At 65.8% G+C, this 15,350-nt stretch carries 11 protein-coding genes and 1 tRNA gene; all 12 read left to right on the top strand.

Going from position 1 to position 15,350, the window contains the following annotated elements; all coding sequences use genetic code 11:
* Window positions 1-257: 257 nt before the first annotated feature.
* Window positions 258-333 (top strand) — tRNA-Trp (locus EQG76_RS29895).
* A 33-nt stretch (window positions 334-366) separates the two neighbouring features.
* A complete protein-coding gene (secE, locus tag EQG76_RS29890; RefSeq protein ID WP_159718890.1) occupies window positions 367-564 on the top strand; it encodes a preprotein translocase subunit SecE in 198 nt (65 codons plus the stop codon).
* Window positions 564-1,094, top strand: a complete 531-nt coding sequence (gene nusG / locus EQG76_RS29885) for a transcription termination/antitermination protein NusG (protein ID WP_159718889.1) — start codon at window positions 564-566, stop codon at window positions 1,092-1,094. The genes secE and nusG overlap by 1 nt, the downstream gene beginning before the upstream one ends.
* A gap of 76 nt (window positions 1,095-1,170) precedes the next feature.
* Complete coding sequence (rplK, locus tag EQG76_RS29880; RefSeq protein WP_159718888.1) at window positions 1,171-1,602, top strand: 50S ribosomal protein L11; 432 nt, start codon at window positions 1,171-1,173, stop codon at window positions 1,600-1,602.
* A 3-nt stretch (window positions 1,603-1,605) separates the two neighbouring features.
* On the top strand, window positions 1,606-2,301 hold the full coding sequence (rplA, locus tag EQG76_RS29875) for a 50S ribosomal protein L1 (RefSeq protein WP_159718887.1): 696 nt from the start codon (window positions 1,606-1,608) through the stop codon (window positions 2,299-2,301).
* 206 nt (window positions 2,302-2,507) lie between these two features.
* Window positions 2,508-3,017, top strand: a complete 510-nt coding sequence (gene rplJ, locus EQG76_RS29870) for a 50S ribosomal protein L10 (RefSeq protein ID WP_235031626.1) — start codon at window positions 2,508-2,510, stop codon at window positions 3,015-3,017.
* 87 nt (window positions 3,018-3,104) lie between these two features.
* A complete protein-coding gene (gene rplL, locus EQG76_RS29865) occupies window positions 3,105-3,488 on the top strand; it encodes a 50S ribosomal protein L7/L12 (protein WP_159718891.1) in 384 nt (127 codons plus the stop codon).
* 173 nt (window positions 3,489-3,661) lie between these two features.
* Window positions 3,662-7,753, top strand: a complete 4,092-nt coding sequence (gene rpoB / locus EQG76_RS29860; RefSeq protein ID WP_159718885.1) for a DNA-directed RNA polymerase subunit beta — start codon at window positions 3,662-3,664, stop codon at window positions 7,751-7,753.
* Between the two features lie 82 nt (window positions 7,754-7,835).
* A complete protein-coding gene (gene rpoC / locus EQG76_RS29855) occupies window positions 7,836-12,023 on the top strand; it encodes a DNA-directed RNA polymerase subunit beta' (protein ID WP_159718884.1) in 4,188 nt (1,395 codons plus the stop codon).
* Window positions 12,024-12,277: 254 nt separating this feature from the next.
* The gene (gene rpsL, locus EQG76_RS29850) at window positions 12,278-12,649 is read left to right on the top strand and encodes a 30S ribosomal protein S12 (RefSeq protein ID WP_027134780.1); all 372 of its coding nucleotides are present in this window, start codon (window positions 12,278-12,280) and stop codon (window positions 12,647-12,649) included.
* Window positions 12,650-12,672: 23 nt separating this feature from the next.
* Entirely contained in the window at window positions 12,673-13,140 is a 468-nt protein-coding gene (gene rpsG, locus EQG76_RS29845) for a 30S ribosomal protein S7 (protein WP_159718883.1), read from the top strand.
* A gap of 27 nt (window positions 13,141-13,167) precedes the next feature.
* Entirely contained in the window at window positions 13,168-15,243 is a 2,076-nt protein-coding gene (fusA, locus tag EQG76_RS29840; protein WP_159718882.1) for an elongation factor G, read from the top strand.
* Window positions 15,244-15,350: the final 107 nt, after the last annotated feature.

Raw genomic sequence — 15,350 nt, 5'->3', positions numbered from 1 at the left:
TTGCCATCCGCGAGGGCGGCCGCACCGTCGGTGCCGGCGTCGTCGCCAACATCATCCAGTGATCTGAAGGGGTCGGATCCGGCCGGGCCGGCCATGGGAGCGCCGCTTGTGACGTTCTTGTGGCCGAACCCTTTTCTGCCGCTTGCCCTCCCGCGAGGTTGCCGCTAAGAGCCTGCCCCACGCGGGCCGGCGACGGCGAGCGTACCCTTCGCCACGGCTGGGCCGCCTCGTGCGGCCGCTCCGGCGGGAGGTGATGCAGGAGCGTAGCTCAATTGGTAGAGCACCGGTCTCCAAAACCGGGGGTTGGGGGTTCGAGCCCCTCCGCTCCTGCCAGCATCTAGCAGTTTGAACGGGATCCGACGACGGATGGTGAGAGTGTCGCCCGCGCAGTTCCTGCGGGAAGTGCGCCAGGAGATGGCCAGGGTCACCTGGCCGTCGCGCAAGGAAACCCTCTACACGACCGCGAGCGTGCTCGCGATGTCGGCCGCCGCCGCGATCTTCTTCTTCCTCGTCGATCAGATCATTTCGTTCGCGATCCGTCTGATCCTCGGCCTGGGGGTCTGATGTCGAAGAAGTGGTACATCATCCACGTCTATTCCGGCTTCGAGAAGAAGGTCCGCGAGGCGATCCAGGAGCAGAGCGCCCAGAAGGGGCTCGCCGACGCCTTCGAGGAGATCCTGGTCCCGATGCAGGAGGTGATCGAGGTCCGGCGCGGCAAGAAGGTTCCGACCGAGCAGAAGTTCTTCCCGGGCTACGTGCTCGTGAAGATGGATCTCAACGACGAGACCTGGTCGCTGGTGCGCAACATTCCGAAGGTCACGGGTTTCCTGGGCGGCAGCGGCCGGCCGCAGGCGATCCCGGAAGCCGAGGCGCTGCGGATCCACCAGCAGATCCAGGAAGGCACCGAGCATCCCAAGGCCACCGTGGCCTTCGTGATCGGCGAGCAGATTCGCGTGGCGGACGGACCGTTCGCCTCGTTCAACGGAACGGTCGAGGAGGTCGACGAGGCCAAGCAGCGCCTCAAGGTCTCCGTTTCGATCTTCGGCCGGGCCACCCCGGTCGATCTGGAGTTCGGGCAGGTCGAGAAGGTCTGACCGGAACGCCGCGGGAGCCTGGCCCGGTGCGGGCCGGGCGTTCGCACCGCTAGGCTTCTGATACAGGAGTGACAGTTTGGCGAAGAAAATCACCGGGTACATCAAGCTGCAGGTACCCGCAGGCAAGGCCAACCCGAGCCCGCCGATCGGCCCGGCTCTGGGTCAGCGCGGCCTGAACATCATGGACTTCTGCAAGAAGTTCAACGCAGAGACGCAGAATGTCGAGGTCGGCACCCCGCTGCCGGTGATCATCACCGCGTTCGCGGACCGCACCTTCACCTTCATCGTCAAGACCCCGCCGGTCTCCTTCTTCCTCAAGCGGGCGGCCAACATCACCTCGGCGAGCAAGACGCCGGGTCGTGGTGGCGACGCCGGCTCGGTGACCATGGCCCAGTGCCGCGAGATCGCCGAGAAGAAGATGAAGGACCTCAACGCCCAGGATCTCGACGCCGCGACCAAGATGATCGTCGGCTCGGCGCGGTCCATGGGCATCGCGGTGGCGGAGTAAGCGATGGCGACGAAGGGCAAGCGGCTGCGCAAGGCGGCCGAGAGCGTCGACCGCGCCAGGCTCTACGGCCTCGACGAGGCGGTGGGTCTGGTCAAGAGCAACGCGACCGCCAAGTTCGACGAGACGATCGAGATCTCGATGAACCTGGGCGTCGATCCGCGCCACGCCGACCAGATGGTCCGCGGCACGGTCAACCTGCCGCACGGCACCGGCAAGACCCTGCGGGTCGCGGTGTTCGCCAAGGGTGACAAGGCCGAGGAGGCCAAGGCGGCCGGCGCGGACATTGTCGGTGCCGAGGACCTCGCCGAGGCGATCCAGGGCGGCCAGATCGACTTCGACCGCTGCATCGCCACGCCGGACATGATGGGTGTGGTCGGCCGGCTCGGTCGGGTGCTGGGCCCCCGCGGCCTGATGCCGAATCCGAAGCTCGGCACGGTGACGCCGAACGTCACCCAGGCGGTCAAGGACGCCAAGGGCGGCCAGGTCCAGTTCCGCGTCGAGAAGGCCGGCATCGTCCACGCCGGCGTGGGCAAGGCCAGCTTTCCGGCGGAGCAGCTGGTCGACAACGTCCGGGCGATCGTGGATGCGATCAACAAGGCGCGGCCGGCCGGGGCGAAGGGCACCTATCTCAAGCGCGCACATCTGAGCTCCACCCAGGGGCCGGGCGTGAAGCTCGAGGTCGGCGGCATCCTCGCGTAAACGGCGGATCGGGCCGACAAGGCCTCTTGCAATCGGCCGGCGACGCTTTATGTTGCCGCGCCTAGCAAGACGCACTGTCTGGCTCGCTAGCGCCGTCGTCGGGATGACGGTGCCGTTCGGCGTGCGTTTGCCGCACGCCTTTGAGACAACGAGCCCGGTCTTGATGGCCTATGGGGTTGTCTGGACCAAGTGCATCGGAGGCTCTGGTGCTTCGAGCTGAGAAAGCGCAGGTCATTTCTGACCTGAATGCTGTATTCAATGAGACCGGTGTGGTCGTGGTCACCCAGTACCGCGGCATGACCGTGCCGGAAGTCACCCAGTTGCGCGCGCAGATGCGCCAGCAGGGTGCGTCCTTCCGGGTGACCAAGAACCGGCTGACCGTCCGCGCCCTCGCGGAAACGGGTTTCGCCGGTCTGGAACCGCTCTTCAAGGGTCCGACCGCGATCGCGTATTCGCGTGATCCGGTGGCGGCCGCCAAGGTGGCGGTCGAGTACGCCAAGAAGAACGAGAAGCTTCAGATCGTGGGCGGTGGCCTGTCCGGGTCGATCCTGTCGGCCGATCAGGTCAAGGCGCTGGCCGAGCTTCCCTCCCTGGACGACCTCCGGGCGAAGCTCATCGCGATCATCAATACCCCGGCGTCGCGTCTCGTCGGTGTGTTGCAGGCGCCGGGCGGTCAGCTCGCCCGTCTGCTTCGGGCGAAGAGCGATCAGGGCTGACCGCTCGATCCGAGGTCCTGGCGGACCTGCAGTGAACATTGTGGCCCAAAGGTGGCCACGCGTGAGTGTAGTGGAGTGGATGTCGTTATGGCGAACCTGCATCAGATCGTCGAAGACCTGTCGAGCCTGACCGTTCTCGAGGCTGCCGAGCTGGCGAAGCTCCTCGAGGAGAAGTGGGGCGTCTCGGCCGCGGCCCCGGTTGCCGCCGTCGCCGCCGCTGGTGGTGGCGCTGCCGCCGCTGCTGCCCCCGCCGAGGAGCAGACCGAGTTCGACGTGATCCTGGCCAGCGCCGGAGCCCAGAAGATCAACGTGATCAAGGAGGTCCGCGCGATCACCAACCTTGGTCTGAAGGAGGCCAAGGATCTGGTCGAGGCGGCGCCGAAGCCGGTCAAGGAGGGCGTCTCCAAGGAGGATGCCGCCAAGATCAAGGCTCAGCTCGAGGGCGCCGGCGCCACCGTGGAGATCAAGTAATCTCCAGTCGCGTCGCGACTTTTTCCTTTCGTCCGGAGCCGTCGGTGCACGCACCGGCGGCTTTCGGCGCTGCCGGCATTGTCATCGCGGTGACAATTCCCGGTTGAGTTCCTATATGCTGGGAGGTTCCCCCGCCCCCAGCCTGTTCCAGCTTCGATCAGCGAAGGCCCGTCATGCCCCAGACGTTCACCGCTCGCAGACGGATCCGCAAGAGCTTCGGTCGCATCCCCGAGATCGCCGTGATGCCGAACCTCATCGAGGTCCAGCGTCAGTCCTATGAGGCGTTCCTGCAGCGCGACGTTCGCCAGGCGGACCGGGTCTTGCACGGACTCGAGGAAGTGTTCCGGTCGGTGTTCCCGATCAAGGACTTCGCCGATCGCGCTGCGCTGGACTTCGTCAAGTACGAGCTGGAAGAGCCCAAGTACGACGTCGACGAGTGCCATCAGCGCGGCATGACCTATGCCGCGCCGCTGCGTGTCACCCTGCGCCTGATCGTCTGGGACGTGGACGAGGAGACCGGCTCCCGTTCCGTCCGGGACATCAAGGAGCAGGACGTCTACATGGGCGACATGCCGCTCATGACCGAGAACGGCACGTTCGTGGTCAACGGCACCGAGCGCGTGATCGTCTCGCAGATGCATCGCAGCCCGGGCGTGTTCTTCGACCATGACCGCGGCAAGACCCACAGCTCGGGCAAGTATCTCTACTCCGCCCGTGTAATCCCCTATCGCGGCTCCTGGCTGGACTTCGAGTTCGACAGCAAGGACCTGCTGCACGTCCGCATCGACCGCCGCCGCAAGCTGCCGGTGACCGCACTGCTGCTGGCGCTGGGGCTGGACCAGGAGCAGATCCTGGCCCACTTCTACAACGAGCTGATGTACTATCGCTCGGGCCGGGGCTGGAAGACCGCCTTCAACGGCCAGCGGATGACCGGGCAGAAGCTGACCACGGACTTGATCGACGCCAGCACCGGCGAGACGGTCGCCGAGGCGGGCACCAAGCTCACCCCGCGCCTGATCCGCAAGCTGGTCGAGCAGGGCCTGACCGAGGTGTTCGTCTCGGCCGAGGACCTGGTCGGCAAATTCGTCGCCCGCGACGTGATCGACGAGAGCAGCGGCCTGGTGTTCGTCGAGGCCGGCGAGGAGCTCACCGCGATCGCCATCGAGAAGCTGATCTCGGGCGGGATCGAGGAGCTGCCGATCCTCGACATCGACCACATGACGGTCGGCCCGTACCTGCGCAACACGCTGGCGCTGGATCGCTCGCAGAACCGCGACGACGCGCTGCTCGAGATCTATCGCGTGCTGCGCCCGGGCGAGCCGCCGACGCTCGAGACCGCGGAAGCCCTGTTCAACGGCCTGTTCTTCGACAACGAGCGCTATGACCTCTCCGCGGTCGGCCGCGTGAAGATGAACATGCGCCTTGGCATGGAGACCGAGGACACGCTGCGCGTGCTCCGCCAGGAGGACATCCTGGCCGTGGTCAAGATGCTGATCGAGATCAAGGACGGCCGGGGCGAGATCGACGACATCGACCATCTCGGCAACCGCCGGGTGCGCTCGGTCGGCGAGCTCATGGAGAACCAGTTCCGCATCGGCCTGCTCCGCATGGAGCGCGCGGTGCGCGAGCGCATGTCGTCGGTCGAGATCGACGCGGCGATGCCGCACGACCTGATCAACGCCAAGCCCGTGGCCGCGGCGGTGCGCGAGTTCTTCGGCTCTTCGCAGCTCTCGCAGTTCATGGATCAGACCAATCCGCTCTCCGAGATCACGCACAAGCGGCGGCTCTCGGCATTGGGCCCGGGTGGTCTCACCCGTGAGCGCGCGGGCTTTGAGGTGCGCGACGTCCATCCGACCCATTATGGCCGGATCTGCCCGATTGAGACGCCGGAAGGCCCGAACATCGGCCTGATCAACAGCCTCGCGACCTATGCCCGGATCAACAAGTACGGCTTCATCGAGAGCCCGTACCGCCGGGTCGAGGGCGGCAAGATCGTCGGCGACGTGATCTACCTCTCTGCCATGGAGGAGGGGCGCTACACGATCGCGCAGGCGAACTCCAAGCTGAACGAGGACGGCACGCTGGCCGGCGAGTTCATCGCCTGCCGGCAGAACGGCGAGTTCGTGCTGGCGAAGCCCGAGAACGTCGACATGATCGACGTCTCGCCCAAGCAGCTCGTCTCCGTCGCCGCGGCGCTGATCCCGTTCCTGGAGAACGACGACGCCAACCGCGCGCTGATGGGCTCGAACATGCAGCGCCAGGCGGTGCCGCTGGTCCGCGCCGCCGCTCCTTATGTCGGCACCGGCATGGAGGAGATCGCGGCCCGTGATTCGGGTGCGGCGATCGTTGCCCGGCGTGGCGGCATCGTCGACCAGGTCGACGGTTCGCGCATCGTCATCCGCGTGACCGACGAGAACGCGCGCGGCGAGGGCGTGGTCGACATCTACCGGCTGAAGAAGTTCCAGCGCTCCAACCAGAACACCTGCATCAACCAGCGCCCGCTGGTGAAGGTGGGCGACGTGGTGCGCGCGAACGACATCGTGGCCGACGGCCCGTCCACCCAGCTCGGTGAGCTGGCCCTGGGCTACAATGCGCTGGTCGCGTTCATGCCCTGGAACGGCTACAACTTTGAGGACTCGATCCTGATCTCCGAGCGGATCGTCCGCGACGACATCTTCACCTCGATCCATATCGAGGAATTCGAGGTGATGGCGCGCGACACCAAGCTCGGGCCGGAAGCGATCACCCGCGACATCCCCAACGTGTCGGAAGAGGCGCTGCGCAACCTCGACGAGGCGGGCATCGTCTATATCGGTGCGGAGGTGAAGGCCGCGGACATCCTGGTTGGCAAGGTCACGCCCAAGGGCGAGACCCCGATGACCCCGGAGGAGAAGCTGCTGCGGGCGATCTTCGGCGAGAAGGCCCACGACGTGCGCGACACCTCGCTGAAGGTGCCGCCGGGCGTCCAGGGTACGGTCGTCGAGGTGCGGGTGTTCAACCGCCGCGGCGTCGAGAAGGACGAGCGCGCGATTGCGATCGAGCGCGCCGAGATCGAGCGGCTGGCCAAGGACCGGGACGACGAGCGCGCCATTCTGGAGCGCAACGTCTACTCGCGCCTGCGTGAGCTGCTGGAAGGGCAGGTGGCCACCGCGGCGCCCAAGGGGGCGCGGACCAACATGCCGATCGACGAGATGGCCTTGGACCGTCCCAAGCGGCAGTGGTGGGATTTCGGCGTCGACGATGCTGCCCGCATGGCCGAGATCCAGGCGCTCAAGCGCCAGCTCGACGACGGCGTGAAGGCGTTGGTCGACCGGTTCGAGAGCAAGGTCGAGAAGCTGCAGCGCGGCGACGAGATGCCTCCCGGCGTGCTCAAGATGGTCAAGGTGTTCGTCGCGGTGAAGCGCAAGCTGCAGCCGGGCGACAAGATGGCCGGCCGGCACGGCAACAAGGGCGTCATCTCCAAGATCGCGCCGATCGAGGACATGCCGCACTTGGAGGACGGCACCCCGGTCGACCTCGTGCTGAACCCGCTGGGCGTGCCCTCGCGCATGAATGTCGGCCAGATCCTGGAGACCCATCTGGGCTGGGCCTGCGCCAATCTCGGGCGGCAGATCGGCCAGCTGGTTGATCGCTACAACGAGGAGCAGGGCCGCGACCGGCTGGTCGAGCGGCTGAGCCGCGTCTACGGCGACGGGACCAGCGACGAGCTCCAGCAGTATTCCGACGAGGAGCTGCAGGAGCTGGGCGAGAACCTGCGCGAGGGCGTGCCGATCGCCACGCCGGTGTTCGACGGGGCGCACGAGGCCGACATCGTCAAGATGCTGGAGGATGCCGGTTGCCATTCGTCCGGTCAGTCCCAGCTCTATGACGGGCGCACGGGCGAGCCGTTCGACCGGCAGGTGACGGTGGGCTACATCTACATGCTGAAGCTCGGCCACCTGGTGGATGACAAGATCCACGCCCGCTCGGTCGGTCCCTACAGCTTGGTCACCCAGCAGCCGCTGGGCGGCAAGGCGCAGTTCGGCGGTCAGCGCTTCGGCGAGATGGAGTGCTGGGCGCTCCAGGCTTACGGCGCCTCCTACACGTTGCAGGAGATGCTGACGGTCAAGTCGGACGACGTCTCCGGTCGTACGAAGATCTACGAAGCGATCGTTCGCGGCGAGGACACGTTCGAAGCGGGTATCCCGGAGAGCTTCAACGTGCTCGTCAAGGAACTGCAGGCACTGGCGCTCAACGTCCAGCTGCAGTCCACGAACGAGGATTGAGCTTCGGCCCCGGGCGGATGGCGCATGGCGCCATCGGCCCGGGCTTTGTTTTCCTGATGCGGATGAGCGAGAGACGGTCCAGATGAACGATCTCATGTACCTTTTTGGTCAGCCCGCGGCCGGCCAGAAGTTCGACGAGATTCGGATCTCCATCGCCAGCCCCGACCAGATTCGGGAATGGTCCTACGGCGAGGTGCGCAAGCCGGAGACCATCAACTACCGGACCTTCAAGCCGGAGCGTGATGGCCTGTTCTGCGCGAAGATCTTCGGGCCGATCAAGGATTACGAGTGCTTGTGCGGCAAGTACAAGCGCATGAAGTACAAGGGCATCGTCTGCGAGAAGTGCGGCGTCGAGGTCATCCAGTCCAAGGTGCGCCGCGAGCGGATGGGCCATATCGAGCTGGCCGCGCCGGTAGCACACATCTGGTTCCTGAAGTCGGTGCCCTCGCGCATCGGCATCCTGCTCGACATGACCCTGCGCGAGCTGGAGCGGGTGCTCTATTTCGAGCAGTTCGTGGTGGTCGAGCCGGGCCTGACCCCGCTGAAGCTCCATGAGCTGCTGACCGAGGACCAAGTCCTGCGCCATCGTGACGAGTTCGGCGAGGACAGCTTCACCGTCGGCATCGGTGCCGAGGCGGTGCGCGACATGCTCAAGCGCATCGACCTGCCCGAGGAGCGCGACAAGCTGCGTGCCGAGCTGGCCGAAACCAGCTCCGAGGCCAAGCGGAAGAAGCTGGTCAAGCGGCTGAAGATGGTCGAGGTCTTCCTCGAGTCCGGCAACAAGCCGGAGTGGATGGTGATGGAGGTCGTTCCGGTGATCCCGCCGGAGCTACGTCCGCTCGTCCCGCTCGATGGCGGCCGGTTCGCGACTTCGGACCTGAACGACCTCTATCGCCGCGTGATCAACCGGAACAACCGTCTGAAGCGCCTGATCGAGCTGCGCGCGCCCGACATCATCGTGCGCAACGAGAAGCGCATGCTGCAGGAGGCGGTCGACGCGCTGTTCGACAATGGCCGGCGCGGCCGCGTCATCACCGGCGCCAACAAGCGCCCGCTGAAGTCGCTCTCCGACATGCTCAAGGGCAAGCAGGGCCGGTTCCGCCAGAACCTCTTGGGCAAGCGCGTCGACTATTCCGGCCGCTCGGTGATCGTCGTCGGTCCGGAGCTGAAGCTGCATCAGTGCGGCCTGCCGAAGAAGATGGCGCTCGAGCTGTTCAAGCCGTTCGTCTACGCCAAGCTCGAGCTGTTCGGCATGGCGCAGACGATCAAGGCCGCCAAGCGCATGGTCGAGAAGGAGCGGCCCGAGGTCTGGGACATCCTGGAGCAGGTGATCCGCGAGCATCCGGTCATGCTGAACCGGGCGCCGACGCTGCACCGCCTGGGCATCCAGGCGTTCGAGCCGGTGCTGATCGAAGGCAAGGCGATTCAGCTTCACCCGCTGGTCTGCACCGCCTTCAACGCAGACTTCGACGGCGACCAGATGGCGGTCCACGTGCCGCTCTCGCTGGAAGCCCAGCTCGAAGCCCGCGTGCTCATGATGTCGACCAACAACATCCTGAGCCCGGCCAACGGCAAGCCGATCATCGTGCCGACCCAGGACATCGTGCTAGGGCTCTACTACCTCTCGCTGGAGATCCCGAACGAGAAGGGCGAGGGCATGGCCTTCTCCGATCTCGCCGAGATCCAGCACGCGCTCGCCGCCCGTGCGGTCAGCATGCACGCCAAGATCAAGGCGCGCATCGAGGTGATGCAGCCGGATGGCAGCTTCGAGTCCAAGGTGGTCGACACGACGCCGGGCCGGATGCTGCTCTACGAAGTCCTGCCGCAGAACCCGAAGGTCAGCTTCGAGCGGCTGTTCAACCGCACGCTGACCAAGAAGGAGGTCAGCCAGGTCATCGACGAGGTCTACCGCCATTGCGGTCAGAAGGAGACCGTGATCTTCGCCGACCGGATGATGGGGCTGGGCTTCAGCAATGCAGCCCGCGCCGGCATCTCGTTCGGCAAGGACGACATGGTCATCCCGGAAAGCAAGCACCGACTGATCTCGCAGACCCAGGAGTTGGTGAAGCAGTACGAGCAGCAGTATGCGGACGGCCTGATCACCAAGGGTGAGAAGTACAACAAGGTCGTCGACGCTTGGCAGCAGTGCTCGGATCGCGTCTCGGACGAGATGATGAAGGCGATCCGCGCGGTGCACTCGGTGCCGGACGAGAACGGCAGGTTCAAGCAGCCGAACTCCATCTTCATGATGGCCGATTCGGGGGCGCGTGGCTCCGCGGCGCAGATCAAGCAGCTGGCCGGCATGCGCGGCCTCATGGCCAAGCCGTCGGGCGAGATCATCGAGAACCCGATCATCTCGAACTTCAAGGAAGGCCTATCGGTGCTGGAGTACTTCAACTCCACGCACGGCGCCCGCAAGGGCCTGGCCGACACCGCGCTCAAGACGGCCAACTCGGGTTATCTCACCCGTCGCCTGGTCGACGTGGCGCAGGACTGCATCATCGTCGAGGAGGATTGCGGGACCGAGCGGTTCATCACCCTCTCGGCCTCGATCAATGCCGGCCAGGTGGCCGACGATCTGGGCGAACGCATCCTGGGCCGGACCTCGGCCGAGGACGTGATCGACCCGAAGTCCGGCGACGTGCTGGTCACCCGCAACACGCTGTTCGAGGAGCCGCAGGTGCGGCTGATCGAGGGCAGCGGCGTGTCCGCGATCCGGGTCCGCTCGGTCCTGACCTGCGACAGCTTCGGCGGGGTGTGCGGCAAGTGCTACGGCCGCGACCTGGCGCGCGGCACTGAGGTCAACATCGGCGAGGCGGTGGGCGTGATTGCCGCGCAGTCGATCGGCGAGCCCGGCACCCAGCTGACCATGCGCACCTTCCATATCGGTGGTGCGGCGCAGGGCCAGGCGGAGCAGAGCTCGATCGAGTCGGCGGTGGCCGGCTCGGTCAAGATCACCAACCCGCGCTTGGTCCGCGACGCGAAGGGCCGGCTGGTCGTGCTCGGCCGCAATTCCGAGCTGGTCATCTATGACGAGGTCGGCCGCGAGCGCGTCCGTCATCGCCTGGCCAACGGCACGCGGCTGCTGGTGGAGCCCGACTCCAAGGTCGAGAAGGAGCAGCGCCTCGCGGAGTGGGATCCGCACACCGTTCCGGTGGTTTCCGAGGCGGCCGGCAAGGTCGTGTTCCACGACATGATCGAGGGCATCACCTACCGCGACGTGATCGACGAGACGACCGGCAAGTCGAGCAAGGAGATCGTCGACTACCGGCAGTCCTCCCGCTCGGCTAACCTGCGGCCTGCCATCGTGCTGGAGGACGAGGCCGGCAAGCCGATCACCCTGCCGTCGGGCAACGAGGCGCGCTACTTCATGCCGCTGGGTGGCATCCTGTCGGTCGAGAACGGCGACATGATCCATCCCGGCGACGTGCTGGCGCGTCTGCCCAAGGAGGCGTCCAAGACCCGCGACATCACGGGCGGTCTGCCGCGCGTGGCGGAGCTGTTCGAGGCGCGCCGGCCCAAGGACCCGGCGATCATCGCCGAGCTGGAAGGCCGGGTGGAGTTCGGTAAGGACTACAAGAACAAGCGGCGCCTGCGCCTGATCCCGGTCGACCCGGATCAGGAGCCGGTCGAGTACCTGATCCCGAAGGGGCGTCAGGTCAGCGTGCAGGAGGGCGACATCACCAAGCCGGGCGACCCGATCGTCGACGGCAACCCGGTGCCGCATGACATCCTGCGCGTGCTCGGCGTGGAGGCGCTGGCTCAGTTCCTGGTCGCGGAAATCCAGGACGTGTACAAGCTGCAGGGCGTGAAGATCAACGACAAGCATGTCGAGGTCATCGTCCGGCAGATGCTGCAGAAGGTCGAGATCGCGGATCCGGGCGATACGACCTTCCTGGTGGGCGAGCAGGTCGACCGGGTCGAGTTCGATCAGGTCAACGCGCGGATCGTGGCCGAGGACAAGCGCCCGGCCGTGTGCCGCCCGGTCCTGCAGGGCATCACCAAGGCCAGCCTGCAGACGCAGTCCTTCGTGTCCGCGGCCTCCTTCCAGGAGACTACCCGCGTGCTCACCGAGGCGGCGTTCGCCGGCAAGACCGACGGGCTGAACGGCCTGAAGGAGAACGTCATCGTCGGCCGGTTGATCCCAGCCGGCACCGGTGGCGTGCTGCCGCGGCTGCGCAAGGAGCTGGCCTCCGACAGCCGCTTCGCACCGCCGCGCGAGCTGGACAGCGAGCGCGGCTTCGCGATCGGAGAGATCGGCGCCGCCTAAAGCGTCGCCGCATGAAAGACCTGCGTCCGTCGCGGCCAGCCGCGATGGGCGCAGGGTCTTGACGGCAGGCCGGCTGACGGATAGAAGCCGCGCACCTTTTCATTCACGAGCCTGGTGGTGGCCCGAACGGGCCAGACGCAGGGTCGGTTGTTCGGGTGCATTCCTGCCGGTTCCAGAAGGCGGCTTGGCTCATGCCGGGCGGCCGGACTTGCTTCGTGGAACGCGCACTTCGGACAGGGCGAGACAAAGACGAGATGCCGACGATCAACCAGTTGGTCCGCACGGGCCGGACGAGCAAGCCGAAGCGCAACAAGGTGCCGGCCCTTGAGGGTTGCCCGCAGAAGCGCGGCGTCTGCACCCGCGTCTACACGACCACGCCCAAGAAGCCGAACTCGGCGCTCCGGAAGGTCTGCCGCGTGCGCCTGACCAACGGCTTCGAGGTGACCAGCTACATTCCTGGCGAGGGTCACAACCTCCAGGAGCACTCGGTCGTCCTGATCCGCGGCGGTCGCGTGAAGGACCTGCCGGGCGTGCGCTACCACACGCTGCGCGGCGTGCTCGATGCCCAGGGCGTGAAGAACCGCAAGCAGGGCCGTTCCAAGTACGGCGTCAAGCGTCCGAAGTGATCGGCCAAGAGGGTTTCTGAAATATGCGTCGTCGTGCTGCTGAGCGCCGTGAGGTCCTTCCCGATCCGAAGTTCGGGGATGTCATCCTGGCCAAGTTCATCAATTCCGTGATGCTGGACGGCAAGAAGTCCGTGGCCGAGGCGTCGGTCTATGCCGCGCTGGACAAGCTGCAGCAGCGTGGTGGCGGAGATCCGATCGAGCTGTTCCACGAGGCGCTGGGCAACGTCGCTCCGGCGCTCGAGGTGCGGTCGCGCCGCGTCGGTGGCGCCACCTACCAGGTGCCGGTCGAGGTTCGTGACGTGCGGCGCCAGGCCCTGGCGATCCGCTGGATCATCTCCACCGCGCAGAAGCGTTCCGAGAAGACGATGACCGATCGTCTGGCGGCGGAGCTGCTGGATGCTGCCCAGAACCGCGGGGCGGCCGTCAAGAAGCGCGAGGACACGCTCCGCATGGCGGAAGCGAACCGCGCGTTTTCGCACTACCGCTGGTAATCGGCCCGGAACGGCTCGGAAACGATCATGGCTCGCACCATTCCGCTCGAACGTTATCGTAACATCGGCATCATGGCCCACATCGATGCCGGCAAGACGACGACCACCGAGCGCATCCTGTTCTACACCGGTAAGTCCTACAAGATCGGCGAGGTGCATGAGGGCACCGCGACGATGGACTGGATGGAGCAGGAGCAGGAACGCGGCATCACCATCACGTCCGCAGCGACGACCTGCTACTGGCGGGATCATCGCATCAACATCATCGACACGCCCGGTCACGTCGACTTCACCATCGAGGTCGAGCGGTCGCTGCGCGTGCTCGACGGTGCCGTGGCGGTGTTCGATTCGGTCGCGGGTGTCGAGCCCCAGTCCGAGACCGTCTGGCGTCAGGCCGACAAGTACCGCGTGCCCCGGATCTGCTTCGTCAACAAGATGGACCGGATCGGCGCCAACATGTACCGGTGCGTCGACCAGATCCGTGAGCGCCTGGGCGCCAAGCCGGTCGTGCTGACGCTGCCGATCGGCAGCGAGGCTCAGTATGTCGGCAATGTCGACCTGATCCGGATGAAGGCCGTGGTCTGGCGCGACGAGACCATGGGCGCCGACTACACGCTGGAAGAGATCCCGGCCGAGCTGAAGGATCGCGCCACCGAATATCGGCAGGCGCTGGTCGAGGCCGCCGTGGAGATGGATGACGCGGCCCTTGAAGCCTATTTCGGCGGCGAGGAGCCCGACGAGGAGACGCTGAAGCGCTGCCTGCGCAAGGGCGTCACCGGCTTCAACTTCGTTCCGGTGCTGTGCGGCTCGTCCTTCAAGAACAAGGGTGTGCAGCCACTGCTGGACGCGGTGGTCGACTTCCTCCCGTCGCCGCTCGACGTGCCGCAGATCACCGGCATTGATCCCAAGACCGAGACCGAGGCGAGCCGGAAGATCGACGACACCGCGCCGTTCTCGGCGCTGGCGTTCAAGATCATGACGGATCCGTTCGTCGGCACTCTGACCTTCGTGCGCATCTATTCTGGTCGCCTGGAGAGCGGTTCGTATCTCCAAAATACCGTGAAGAACTCCCGTGAGCGCATCGGCCGCATCCTCCTGATGCATGCCAATAGCCGCGAGGAGCTGAAGGAAGCGCTGACCGGCGACATCGTCGCGCTGGTCGGGCTCAAGAACACCACCACGGGTGACACGCTGTCCGACGCGGACAAGCCGATCATCCTGGAACGGATGGAGTTCCCAGAGCCGGTCATCGAGGTCGCGGTCGAGCCGAAGTCGAAGGCGGACCAGGAGAAGATGGGCCTGGCGCTGAGCAAGCTCGCCCAGGAGGATCCGTCCTTCCGCGTCTCCACCGACCAGGAGTCCGGCCAGACTCTGATCAAGGGTATGGGCGAGCTCCATCTGGAGATCCTGGTCGACCGCATGCGGCGCGAGTTCAAGGTCGAGGCCAATGTGGGCGCCCCGCAGGTGGCCTACCGCGAGACCCTGACCAAGCCCGCGACCGTGGACTACACCCACAAGAAGCAGACCGGTGGTACCGGTCAGTTCGCGCGGGTGAAGCTGGTGATCACGCCGAACGAGAAGGGCAAGGGCTTCGAGTTCGAGAGCAAGATCGTCGGCGGTGCGGTGCCGAAGGAATACATCCCGGGCGTCCAGAAGGGCCTCGAGAGCTGCATGGACAGTGGCGTGATCGCCGGCTTCCCGATGACCGACGTCAAGGTGGAGCTGGTCGACGGCGCCTATCACGAAGTCGACTCCTCGGCACTCGCCTTCGAGATCGCGTCGCGTGCAGCCTTCCGGGAAGGGGCGGCCAAGGCCGGCCCGCAGCTCCTGGAGCCGATCATGCGCGTCGAGGCGGTGACGCCCGACGAGTACATGGGTGACATCATCGGCGACCTGAACAGCCGCCGTGGCCAGATCACCGGCATGGAGCCGCGCGGCAACGCGCAGGTCATCAAGGCAATGGTGCCGCTGGCCTCCATGTTCGGCTACGTGAACTCGCTGCGCTCCCTGTCGCAGGGTCGCGCGCAGTTCACCATGCACTTCGACCATTATGCGCCGGTGCCGCAGATGGTCGCTGACGAAATTCGCGCCAAGTACGCCTGAGACGTCTCAGGTTAGAGGACTGACGAGGGGCACAGACGATGGCCAAAGAGACGTTCAAGCGGACGAAGCCGCATGCGAACATTGGCACGATTGGTCACGTGGATCAT

Origin of the sequence: Geminicoccus flavidas (assembly GCF_009806515.1) — a bacterium.
Classification (GTDB): Bacteria; Pseudomonadota; Alphaproteobacteria; order Geminicoccales; family Geminicoccaceae; genus Geminicoccus; species Geminicoccus flavidus.
Note: the sequence above shows the minus strand (reverse complement) of the source record. Positions and strands in the feature narration are given on the sequence as shown.

What these genes read in the sequence shown, in the direction of transcription:
- fusA (WP_159718882.1), top strand. Translation starts at nt 13,168, where the DNA reads ATGGCTCGCACCATTCCGCTCGAACGTTATCGTAACATCGGCATCATG.
- rplL (WP_159718891.1), top strand. Translation starts at nt 3,105, where the DNA reads ATGGCGAACCTGCATCAGATCGTCGAAGACCTGTCGAGCCTGACCGTT.
- nusG (WP_159718889.1), top strand. Translation starts at nt 564, where the DNA reads ATGTCGAAGAAGTGGTACATCATCCACGTCTATTCCGGCTTCGAGAAG.
- rpoB (WP_159718885.1), top strand. Translation starts at nt 3,662, where the DNA reads ATGCCCCAGACGTTCACCGCTCGCAGACGGATCCGCAAGAGCTTCGGT.
- rplA (WP_159718887.1), top strand. Translation starts at nt 1,606, where the DNA reads ATGGCGACGAAGGGCAAGCGGCTGCGCAAGGCGGCCGAGAGCGTCGAC.
- secE (WP_159718890.1), top strand. Translation starts at nt 367, where the DNA reads ATGGTGAGAGTGTCGCCCGCGCAGTTCCTGCGGGAAGTGCGCCAGGAG.
- rpsL (WP_027134780.1), top strand. Translation starts at nt 12,278, where the DNA reads ATGCCGACGATCAACCAGTTGGTCCGCACGGGCCGGACGAGCAAGCCG.
- rpsG (WP_159718883.1), top strand. Translation starts at nt 12,673, where the DNA reads ATGCGTCGTCGTGCTGCTGAGCGCCGTGAGGTCCTTCCCGATCCGAAG.
- rpoC (WP_159718884.1), top strand. Translation starts at nt 7,836, where the DNA reads ATGAACGATCTCATGTACCTTTTTGGTCAGCCCGCGGCCGGCCAGAAG.